Genomic DNA, 9,748 nt, shown 5'->3' on the forward strand with positions numbered 1-9,748 from the left:
ATCGCTATATTGGTGGAGCAAGCCAGTATATCCGCAAACCAGAGCCGCCGAGGAAAGCGGTAGTTTTTTAGAGCAAGTTTCTACCACGGTGCCAAAATCCGCAATTCTGCAGTTTTGCCCCTCGCGGGAAACTTGTTGGGGAGTGCCTTCCCCAAACCCTGCTCATGCGCCCTTACGGGCGAGAAAGGAGGTCACACCATGCGAAAGAAATACAACACGCCCCACCGCAGCCGCGTTGTGAAAACCCGGCTGTCCGAAGATGAGTATGCCGACTTCACAGCGCGGCTTGCGCCCTATGGTATCAGCCAGTCCGAATTTCTCCGGCAGGCGATACGGCGGGCGACCATACGCCCGGTTGTCCATGTGTCGTCGGTCAATGACGAGTTGCTTTCCGCTGTCGGGAAGCTGACAGCCGAGTACGGCAGGATCGGCGGCAACCTCAATCAGATTGCCCGGTATCTGAACGAATACGGCGTACCCTACAACACCCTTTCCGGCGAGGTACGCGCCGCCATATCCGACCTTGCCGTCCTCAAGTATGAAGTCCTCAAGAAAGTAGGTGACGCGGTTGGCAACACTCAAGCATATCAACTCTAAAAACGCCGACTACGGAGCCGCCGAGCAATATCTTCTCTTTGAGCATGACGAGTTTACCATGAAGCCCGTCCTTGATGAAACCGGCAGGCTTATCCCCCGCGAGGACTACCGGCTGTCCACGCTGAACTGCGACGGGGAGGATTTTGCCGTTGCGTGTATGCGGGCCAATCTCCGCTATCAGAAAAACCAGCGGCGGGAAGATGTGAAAAGCCACCACTACATCATCAGCTTTGACCCGCGGGACGGGCCGGACAACGGCCTGACCGTAGACCGGGCGCAGGCGTTGGGGGAACAATTCTGTAAAGAGCATTTTCCCGGCCACCAGGCCCTTGTCTGCACCCACCCGGACGGGCATAACCACAGCGGCAACATTCATGTGCATATCGTCATAAACAGCCTGCGGATTGAGGAAGTGCCGTTCCTGCCCTACATGGACAGGCCGGCCGATACGAAAGTCGGCTGCAAGCACCGATGTACCGACGCTGCCCTGCGCTACTTCAAATCCGAAGTCATGGAGATGTGCCACCGGGAGGGGCTTTATCAAATCGACCTCTTGAACGGCAGCAAGAACCGCGTCACCGACCGGGAGTATTGGGCGCAGAAAAAGGGACAGGCCGCGCTGGACAAGCAGAACGCCCCCATGATTGCCGATAGTATCACGCCCCGGCAGACCAAGTTTGAAACGAACAAGGAGAAGCTGCGGCAGACCCTACGGAAAGCCCTTGCCACCGCCGCCAGCTTTGACGAGTTTTCCTCTCTGTTGCTGCAGGAGGGTGTGACCGTCAAGGAGAGCCGGGGGCGGCTTTCCTACCTCACGCCGGACAGGACAAAGCCAATTACCGCCCGGAAGCTGGGCGACGATTTTGACCGCGCCGCTGTCTTTGCCGTTTTAGAGCAAAACGCCGCCAGAGCAGCCGAAGCGCCAGCCAGATCCCCCGATCCCCCACGCACCATAAAAGACCGCTTGCAGGTTGCCAGAGCCGAGATAGCCGCCCCGAAACAGGACGGAGTGCAGCGGCTTGTGGACATTGAGCAGAAAATGGCCGAGGGCAAAGGCCGGGGCTATGAACGCTGGGCGAAGATACACAATCTGAAGCAGGCCGCCAAAACGCTGTCCGTCTACCAGCAATACGGCTTTACTTCCCCGGAGCAGTTAGAAGCCGCCGTTGACACCGCCTATCAGAAAATGCGCCAGACCAGCGGCGAACTGAAAGCACTGGAAACGAAGCTGCAAGGGAAAAAGAAGTTGCAGCGGCAGGTGTTGGCCTACGCCCAGACCAAGGCCGCCCGCGACGGGCTGCGGGCACAGAAATCCGAGAAAGCCCGCGCCGCATACCGGCAGGCCCATGAGAGCGATTTTATCATAGCCGACGCAGCAGCCCGGTATTTCAAGGCGCATGGCATTACCAAGCTGCCCGCCCGGAAAGCGTTGCAGGCCGAGATCGAGCAGCTTATCTCCGAGAAAGACGGCCTGTATAACACCTATCACGAACAGAAACAGCGGTTCAAGGAGTTGCAGACCGTCAAGCGGAACATCGACCAGATTTTGCGCCGGGACGAGCCGCACCGCAGAAAGGAGCAGAGCCATGAGCGATAACCTGCCCCACATGGACTACCGCCAGCACCGGCGGGCGCGGCGGCTGGTACATGAGTGCTGTAACTACGATGAGGGGAACTGCCTGCTATTGGACGACGGGGAGCCTTGCGTGTGCGTCCAGAGCATTTCCTTTTCCCTCATGTGCCACTGGTTCCGTGTGGCTGTCCTGCCCCTTGACGGGGAGCTGGCCGCAGCCCTCTTGTGCCGGGGAAGCCGGAAACGGTGTGCCGTCTGCGGGGCGGCCTTTGTCCCCAAATCCAACCGGGGAAAATACTGCCCCGACTGCGCCGGGCGCATGAAGAAAATCAAAGCCGCCGAGAGAAAGCGGAAACAAAGGCAGAGATGTCACGCTTTAGAGCCTTTCAAACCCGCATAAATCAAGGCTTTTTTCGTGGGTGTCAAAGGGTACGCGATACATTTATCCTTTTCCCCCGGAAACGGCGTTTTAATGCGTGACAATACGCCAAAATCAACCCGAACACAGGGAGGTGATCCTATCGCTGATTATATCAGGGCAGACACGCGGCTGCCCGCCTATCTGCCGTATCCCCGTTTCCTGCTGAAAATGGAGATTTCACAGACCGCCAAGCTGCTGTATTCGCTGCTGTTAGACCGTTCCACCCTCTCCCAGAAAAACAAGTGGCTGGACGACGAGGGCAGGATTTATATTATCTATCCCATCGCGGAGATAGCAGAAATACTGGATAAAGGCAGCACCACCATCAAGGGGGCGCTTAATGAACTGGACACGGCGGGGCTGTTGGAACGGGAACGGGGCGGCTTCTCCGCACCGAACCGGCTTTATGTCAAAGTACCGCCAGTGCCACAGGTACAGTTTTCAGACCAACTGATGGCCGGAAGTCCGCCCCTCATAGAGCCGGAAAACCGTCCTACTGATGGTCAGAAAACCGACCTTATGATGGTCGGAAAACCGTCCCCTAACCAAACTACTATAAACAACCTTACAGAGAGCCAAACAAAGGGAGTGAGTGGGGGGCCGTCCGCGCCCTATGGCCGATATGGAAATATTTTTCTGTCACAGACCGAATACGACGAGTTGCAGGCAGAGTACCCTGACAGGCTGGAACGGTTCATCGAGGAAATGAGCCGCTACCTTGCCGCCAACGGGAAAAGCTACCAGAACTATGCCGCCGCCCTGCGGATATGGGCGGGGAACGACAAAAAGGAAGCCCCTAAAAAGGGCATACCAGACTACTCATGCAAGGAGGGCGAGAGTTTATGAAGAATGAAATCAACGCGGTTTTGGAGAATATGACGACCACCATCCCGGAGCCGGAGGACTACACCGGCGAGGACGGTTTACTGTACTGCGGCAAGTGCCGCAAGCCGAAAGAAGCCTATTTTGCGCCGGATAAGGCCGCTATCTTCGGGCGCGACCGCCACCCGGCAGAGTGCGACTGCCAGAGAACCGCCCGCGAGGAACGGGAAGCCGCCGAAAAGCGGCGCAGACACCTTGACACCGTGGAAGAACTGAAACGCCGGGGCTTTACCGACCCCACCATGCGGGACTGGACTTTCGAGAACGACAACGGCAGGAACCCGCAGACCGGGCTTGCCCGCCGGTATGTGGAGCATTGGGAAGATATGCGGACAGACAATATCGGCTGCCTGTTCTGGGGCGGCGTAGGCACCGGCAAAAGCTACCTTGCAGGCTGTATCGCAAACGCCCTCATGGAGAAAGAAATCCCCGTCCGCATGACGAACTTTGCTCTTATCCTCAATGACCTTGCCGCCAGCTTTGAGGGGCGCAACGAGTACATTTCCCGCCTTTGTCGTTATCCGCTGCTGATCCTTGACGACTTCGGCATGGAACGCGGGACGGAATACGGGCTGGAACAGGTGTTCAATGTGATTGACAGCCGTTACCGCAGCGGCAAGCCGCTGATCGTCACGACCAACCTTACGCTGGACGACCTGCACAACCCGGAGGACACCGCCCATTCCCGGATTTATGACCGCCTGCTTTCCATGTGCGTCCCGGTACGCTTTACCGGCGACAACTTCCGGCAGGAAACCGCCAAGCGGAAAATGGAGAGCATGAAGAAACTGATTACCGACTGAAAGGAGTATTGCCTATGGCAGATAACAAGCAGCACGACACCCGCACCACCCGCCGCCCTGACTGTGTGACGGAAATCCGCATGGGCAATTCCGTCCTTGTCGTGTCCGGCTATTTCAAGAAAGACACCACAACCACAGCCGCCGACAAAATGGCGCGGGTACTGGAAGCGGAAGCCGCTGCTACACAGGAGCCGACTTATCCGGCGTGAACCGGGGCATGGAAAAGCGGCCATGCCAGGGAGCATGACCGCTGGAACGAAAATCGGAAGTGCTTTAGCAATTCTTAATCTCATTCTCTATAAAATAATTTGCAATTTCAAAGGCTTTTATTCTTCTCTTTGCCAATGTGATTTGTGATTTATAACGCTCGGAATTATCCTTTGATTCAAATGTTTTTACTGTTTCTCTTAGCTTGTGCAGAGTTGAATCAATTTGCCTTTTGGCCGCGGTTAATTCATCTATTGTATACTTCATGTTTTCTCCTTTAACTTCTGATTTTTTTGTTAAATCAGAGTATACCACGGAGTTATGAACTTTTCTACTGCAAATATGGGACGACAACCCATACCATAAAAATCGGAAAATTGAAAAGCTGTAAAGAAGCAAATTTAACGCTTTTGCCGCTGTACAGCCCCCGCCGTTCCGTGGTACAATGAAACCACGGAATAGTGGGGCTGGCTGTCGGAAACGGAGGATTTTATGTTAAGACAAGCCACCCAAAACCTCATTACCGCCCTTTATCCGAGATTGTCCCACGAGGATGAATTGCAAGGCGAGAGTAATTCCATATCGAACCAAAAAAGGATACTCGAAACCTACGCAAAACAGAACGGCTTTACCAATCTGCGCTGGTACACCGACGACGGTTTTTCCGGCGCGAACTTCCAGCGGCCCGGATTTCAAGCCATGCTTGCGGACATTGAAGCCGGGAAAGTGGGTACGGTCATCGTCAAGGACATGAGCCGGTTAGGGCGAAACTACTTGCAGGTAGGGTTTTACACGGAAATGCTGTTCCCTCAAAAGGGTGTGCGTTTTATCGCTGTCAACGATAATGTGGACAGTGCCAGCGAGGGCATGGACAACGATTTTACCCCGCTGCGAAATCTGTTCAATGAATGGCTGGTGAGAGATACGAGCAAGAAAATCAAGGCAGTGAAAAAGTCAAAAGGCATGAGCGGCAAGCCTGTTACCAGCAAGCCGGTTTACGGCTATGTGATGGACGAGGACGAGAATTTTATTATAGACGAGGAAGCCGCCCCGGTGGTGCAGCAGATTTACCAGCTTTGCCTTGCCGGGAACGGCCCGACCAAGATTGCCCGTATGCTGACGGAGCAGCAAATCCCCACGCCGGGGACGCTGGAATATCAGCGGACAGGCAGCACCCGCCGTTATCACCCAGGCTATGAGTGCAAATGGGCGACCAACACCGTCGTTCATATCCTCGAAAACCGAGAGTACACCGGATGTCTGGTGAACTTCAAAACGGAAAAGCCTTCTTATAAGGTCAAGCACAGCATAGAGAACCCCGTCGAGAAGCAGGCCATTTTCGAGAACCACCATGAGCCGATCATCGACAAGGAAACATGGGAACGGGTGCAGGAGTTACGCAAACAGCGCAAACGCCCGAACCGCTACGATGAAGTGGGGCTGTTCTCCGGGATTTTGTTCTGCGCCGACTGCGGCCATGTGCTGTATCAGCAGCGGTATCAGAACAAAGACCGCAAACAGGACTGCTACATCTGCGGCAGCTACAAGAAGCGCACCCGCAACTGTACGGCGCACTTTATCCGCACCGATCTGTTGACCGCTGGTGTCCTGGCAAATCTCCGGCAAGTGACCGAATACGCAGCCAAGCATGAGAGCCGGTTTGTGAAACTACTTGTCCAGCAGAACGAGATCGGCGGCAAGCGAAAGACCGCCGCAGCCATCAAGCAGCTTGAACAGGCGCAGGAACGCATTTCTGAAATCAGCCGCATTATCAAGCGGCTGTATGAGGACAATGTAAACGGCAAAATCAGCGATGAGCGTTTCATGGAACTGTCGGCTGACTACGAAGCCGAGCAAGCGGAGCTGAAAAAGAGAGCCGCCGCCCTGCAAGCCGAACTGGACAAGTCACAGGCAGCTACCGTCAACGCCGAGAAATTTATGGGCATTGTCCGCAAGCACCTTGCCTTTGAAGAACTGACCCCCACTCTCTTGCGGGAAATGATCGAGAAAATTGTGGTGCATGAGTGCAGCTATGATGAGAACGGCACCCGCAGGCAGGACATTGAGATTTATTACAGCTTTGTCGGCAAGATTGACTTGCCCGAATAACCGCCCGACCTATCCGACACAATGGCCAAGTGTCGGATAGGAACGGCAAAATTTTTTGCACTTCTATTGCTTCTTTATCACACATAAGCAAAGTCTCAGGGCATGAAGCAGCTCATGGCTGGCGGCGGTGTCGCTCTGGTAGGCATCACCCTGATTCCTCTGCTGTCTGGTCTGTTCGGCTAAGAGCCGCAGGCGGGTTTTCCCGCCTGTACATACGCAATCGCTCTATCTTTGCTGTGGATAACAGCCCTTTATCATAAGGAGCGCATTGCGGTACGAATCTCCACCCATCAATGAAAGGCGGTGCTTTATGCAGTTTTTGACCCACATTATTTTTCTCCTGAATCTTCTCAAGACCCTTATCAACCACTTCAGCTAAGGACGGTGACTGAATGGAAACCGTTCTCAAAGCCATTGCCGACTGGATCAAAGGCATCCTGACGGCAGGCATTATGTCAAACCTTTCTGGTCTGTTCGACGATGTGAACACGCAGGTGGGAAACATCGCCCAGCAGGTGGGCACCAAGCCCTCCAGTTTTGAGCCAAGAGTGTTCGCCATGATCGAAGCCCTCTCCCGGAACGTGGTGCTGCCCATTGCAGGCATCATTTTGACCTTCATCGCCTGTTATGAACTAATTGAGATGATCACCCAGCACAACAACATGGCGCAGTTCGAGCCTGCCCTCATCATGCGCTGGATCTTCAAAACGGCAGTGTCCGTCTGGCTCATCAGCAACACCTTCGATATTGTGATGGCGGTGTTCGACGTCACCCAGAAAGTAGTGTCCGATTCCAGCGGCATCATTGCCGGAAACACCCGTGTCAACGACATTGGCCTGTCGATGCTGGAAGCCAGCCTGATGCAGATGGATGTAGGACCTCTGTTCGGGCTGTTCCTGCAAAGTTTCTTCATCGGCATCACCATGCGGATCTTGAGCATCATCATTTTTGTCATCGTGTACGGGCGCATGATTGAGATCTACTGCATGGTGAGCCTTGCGCCCATCCCTATGGCGACCTTCGGCAACCACGAGCAATCGCACATGGGGCAGAACTACCTGAAATGCCTGTTTGCGCTGGGTTTTCAGGGCTTTCTCATCCTCATCTGCGTGGCAATTTATGCGGTGCTGATCCAGAGCGTGGCGATTTCCGGGGATGCCATCAACTCCATCTGGAGCATTGTGGGCTACACCGTTCTGCTCTGTTTCAGCCTGTTCAAAACCAGCTCCGTGACGAAATCCGTCCTCGGAGCGCACTAAAGGAGGTGCTTTATTGGCTGCGTATATTTCCGTTCCCCGTGACCTGACGAAAGTGAAATCGAAGGTCGCATTCAATCTGACCAAGCGGCAGCTTATCTGCTTTGGCACAGCGGCTCTCATTGGAGTGCCGCTGTTTTTTGTTCTCCGGGACTCCGGTGGCAACACTGCCGCTACCCTCGGCATGATGGCGGTGATGCTGCCGGCGTTCTTCCTTGGGATGTACGAGAAAAACGGTCAACCCATGGAAAAGCTGCTGTCGTACTATGTGCAGTCCCGGTTTGTCCGTCCGAAAATTCGCCCCTACAAGACCAACAACTACTATGCACTGCTTATGAAAGGAGGCGTGACCCATGATCCCATTTTGGAAAAAGACCGGTAAGCACAGCAAGCCGCAGTCTGCGCAGAAGCGCAGGCAGAACACAAAGCCTGCTGTGCCCCGGACCGCCCAGCAGTCCATCCCCATGCAGCGGATGTTTGAAGATGGCACCTGCCGGGTGAAGCCCAACTACTACACCCGCACCATCCAGTATCAGGACATCAATTATCAGCTCGCCCAGCAGGAGGACAAGACCGCCATTTTTGAGGAATGGTGCAGTTTTCTGAACTTCTTCGACTCCAGCATCAAATTTGAGCTGTCCTTTGTGAACATGGCAACCGACAGCACCGAGTTTGAAAAGAGCATCCGCATTCCGTACCAGAAGGACGGTTTCGATGATGTTCGTGCCGAGTATTCCCAGATGCTGCGCCAGCAACTTGCCAAGGGCAATAATGGTCTGACCAAGACCAAATTCATCACCTTTGGCGTAGAGGGCGAGAGCATGGCGCAGGTCAAGCCCCGTCTCGACCACATTCAGAATGACCTGCTCAATAATTTTCATCGGTTAGGGGTGCAGGCAAAGCCCCTGAATGGTATCCAGCGGCTGAAACTCATGCACGATATGTTCAACATGGACGGCTCATCCAAGTTTCGCTTTGACTGGAAAGACCTCGTGAAAAGCGGGCTGTCCGTGAAGGATGCCATTGCACCCACCGCCTTTGCCTTCAAAAACAGTCGCACCTTCCAGATGGGCGGCATCTTTTGCGCCGCCAGCTTTCTGAGCATCACGGCCTCCGACATCAGTGATCAGCTTTTGAAGGATTTTCTGGACATGGATTCCAGCCAGATCGTCACGATGCACATTCAGAGTGTCGATCAGAACCGTGCCATTAAGACCGTGAAGCGCACCATCACGGAACTGGACCGCAGCAAGATCGAGGAGCAGAAAAAAGCCATCCGTGCCGGATATGATATCGACATCATTCCGTCGGATTTGGCGACCTACGGCAGAGATGCAAAAGCCTTGCTGAAGGAATTGCAAAGCCAGAACGAGCGGATGTTTTTGGTGACGTTCCTCGTTCTGAACACCGGGCGCACGGAGCAGGAACTGGAAAATAACGTCTTTCAGGCATCCAGCATTGCACAGAAGCACAACTGCAACCTGTGCCGACTGGACTACCAGCAGGAGCAGGGGCTGATGAGCAGCCTGCCGCTGGCAGACTGCCAGATCGAAATTCAGCGCGGGCTGACTACCAGTAGCACGGCGATTTTTGTGCCGTTTACCACGCAGGAACTGTTCGACAACGGCAAAGAAAGCCTGTATTACGGCCTGAATGCCCTGTCCAACAACCTTATCATGGTGGACCGAAAGAAGTTGAAGAATCCGAATGGCTTGATTTTGGGCACTCCGGGAAGCGGCAAAAGTTTTTCAGCAAAGCGTGAGATCGCCAACGCCTTTCTGGTCACAGACGATGATATTATCATCAACGACCCCGAAGGCGAAGTGCGACACGAAGTCGCGTAATGTATTGTGTATAAACACTGCTCTATCCATTTGGAGTAACCCTACTGTGACCTGCA

The 9,748-nt window shown here is 54.2% G+C and carries 10 protein-coding genes and 2 pseudogenes; 11 read left to right on the forward strand and 1 reads right to left on the reverse strand.

Translation table 11 applies throughout. From position 1 onward, the window contains the following. The first annotated feature begins 198 nt into the window (after positions 1-198). The 6 genes from C7J97_RS13995 to C7J97_RS14020 all read left to right on the forward strand — a co-directional run bounded on the left by C7J97_RS13995 (position 199) and on the right by C7J97_RS14020 (position 4,485). Positions 199-597, forward strand: a complete 399-nt coding sequence (locus tag C7J97_RS13995; protein ID WP_002596229.1) for a plasmid mobilization protein — start codon at positions 199-201, stop codon at positions 595-597. Further along, complete coding sequence (locus C7J97_RS14000) at positions 569-2,194, forward strand: relaxase/mobilization nuclease domain-containing protein (RefSeq protein ID WP_002596230.1); 1,626 nt, start codon at positions 569-571, stop codon at positions 2,192-2,194. Before C7J97_RS13995 ends, C7J97_RS14000 begins: the two co-directional genes overlap by 29 nt. Further along, positions 2,184-2,570 carry a cysteine-rich VLP domain-containing protein gene (locus tag C7J97_RS14005; RefSeq protein WP_002596231.1) on the forward strand — a complete coding sequence of 129 codons (387 nt, stop codon included), beginning with the start codon at positions 2,184-2,186 and terminating at the stop codon, positions 2,568-2,570. The genes C7J97_RS14000 and C7J97_RS14005 overlap by 11 nt, the downstream gene beginning before the upstream one ends. 72 nt (positions 2,571-2,642) lie before the next feature. After that, the gene (locus tag C7J97_RS14010; protein WP_006356266.1) at positions 2,643-3,437 is read left to right on the forward strand and encodes a replication initiator protein A; all 795 of its coding nucleotides are present in this window, start codon (positions 2,643-2,645) and stop codon (positions 3,435-3,437) included. Next, on the forward strand, positions 3,434-4,276 hold the full coding sequence (locus C7J97_RS14015; RefSeq protein WP_002596233.1) for an ATP-binding protein: 843 nt from the start codon (positions 3,434-3,436) through the stop codon (positions 4,274-4,276). The genes C7J97_RS14010 and C7J97_RS14015 overlap by 4 nt, the downstream gene beginning before the upstream one ends. A gap of 14 nt (positions 4,277-4,290) precedes the next feature. Further along, positions 4,291-4,485 (forward strand): transposon-encoded TnpW family protein, encoded by a 195-nt coding sequence (locus C7J97_RS14020; RefSeq protein ID WP_002596234.1) that lies wholly within the window; start codon positions 4,291-4,293, stop codon positions 4,483-4,485. Between the two features lie 64 nt (positions 4,486-4,549). Here the strand turns inward: C7J97_RS14020 and C7J97_RS14025 are convergent, their stop codons facing one another. Beyond that, on the reverse strand, positions 4,550-4,798 hold the full coding sequence (locus tag C7J97_RS14025) for a hypothetical protein (RefSeq protein WP_233265681.1): 249 nt from the start codon (positions 4,796-4,798) through the stop codon (positions 4,550-4,552). A 177-nt stretch (positions 4,799-4,975) separates the two neighbouring features. On the opposite strand from C7J97_RS14025, the gene C7J97_RS14030 reads away from it, so the two are divergent. The 5 genes and pseudogenes from C7J97_RS14030 to C7J97_RS14050 all read left to right on the forward strand — a co-directional run. Then, entirely contained in the window at positions 4,976-6,592 is a 1,617-nt protein-coding gene (locus C7J97_RS14030) for a recombinase family protein (RefSeq protein ID WP_002596236.1), read from the forward strand. 87 nt (positions 6,593-6,679) lie between these two features. After that, positions 6,680-6,775 (forward strand): annotated as a pseudogene (locus C7J97_RS15440) (Maff2 family mobile element protein); the annotation flags it as partial. 209 nt (positions 6,776-6,984) lie between these two features. Continuing rightward, positions 6,985-7,851: a VirB6/TrbL-like conjugal transfer protein, CD1112 family gene (locus C7J97_RS14040; protein ID WP_113993329.1), complete on the forward strand. Its 867-nt coding sequence runs from the start codon at positions 6,985-6,987 to the stop codon at positions 7,849-7,851. A 13-nt stretch (positions 7,852-7,864) separates the two neighbouring features. After that, positions 7,865-8,230 carry a PrgI family protein gene (locus tag C7J97_RS14045; protein ID WP_113993331.1) on the forward strand — a complete coding sequence of 122 codons (366 nt, stop codon included), beginning with the start codon at positions 7,865-7,867 and terminating at the stop codon, positions 8,228-8,230. Next, positions 8,202-9,671 (forward strand): annotated as a pseudogene (locus C7J97_RS14050) (VirB4-like conjugal transfer ATPase, CD1110 family); the annotation flags it as partial. The gene C7J97_RS14045 and the pseudogene C7J97_RS14050, both read left to right, overlap by 29 nt. Between the last annotated feature and the right edge of the window lie 77 nt (positions 9,672-9,748).

The sequence above is a fragment of the Faecalibacterium prausnitzii genome (genome assembly GCF_003324185.1).
Lineage (GTDB): Bacteria > Bacillota > Clostridia > Oscillospirales > Ruminococcaceae > Faecalibacterium > Faecalibacterium prausnitzii.

Bases quoted from the DNA above. Each gene is read 5' to 3' on its own strand.
- C7J97_RS13995 (WP_002596229.1), top strand. From the start codon at position 199: ATGCGAAAGAAATACAACACGCCCCACCGCAGCCGCGTTGTGAAAACC.
- C7J97_RS14015 (WP_002596233.1), top strand. From the start codon at position 3,434: ATGAAGAATGAAATCAACGCGGTTTTGGAGAATATGACGACCACCATC.
- C7J97_RS14020 (WP_002596234.1), top strand. From the start codon at position 4,291: ATGGCAGATAACAAGCAGCACGACACCCGCACCACCCGCCGCCCTGAC.
- C7J97_RS14005 (WP_002596231.1), top strand. From the start codon at position 2,184: ATGAGCGATAACCTGCCCCACATGGACTACCGCCAGCACCGGCGGGCG.
- C7J97_RS14030 (WP_002596236.1), top strand. From the start codon at position 4,976: ATGTTAAGACAAGCCACCCAAAACCTCATTACCGCCCTTTATCCGAGA.
- C7J97_RS14040 (WP_113993329.1), top strand. From the start codon at position 6,985: ATGGAAACCGTTCTCAAAGCCATTGCCGACTGGATCAAAGGCATCCTG.
- C7J97_RS14010 (WP_006356266.1), top strand. From the start codon at position 2,643: ATGCGTGACAATACGCCAAAATCAACCCGAACACAGGGAGGTGATCCT.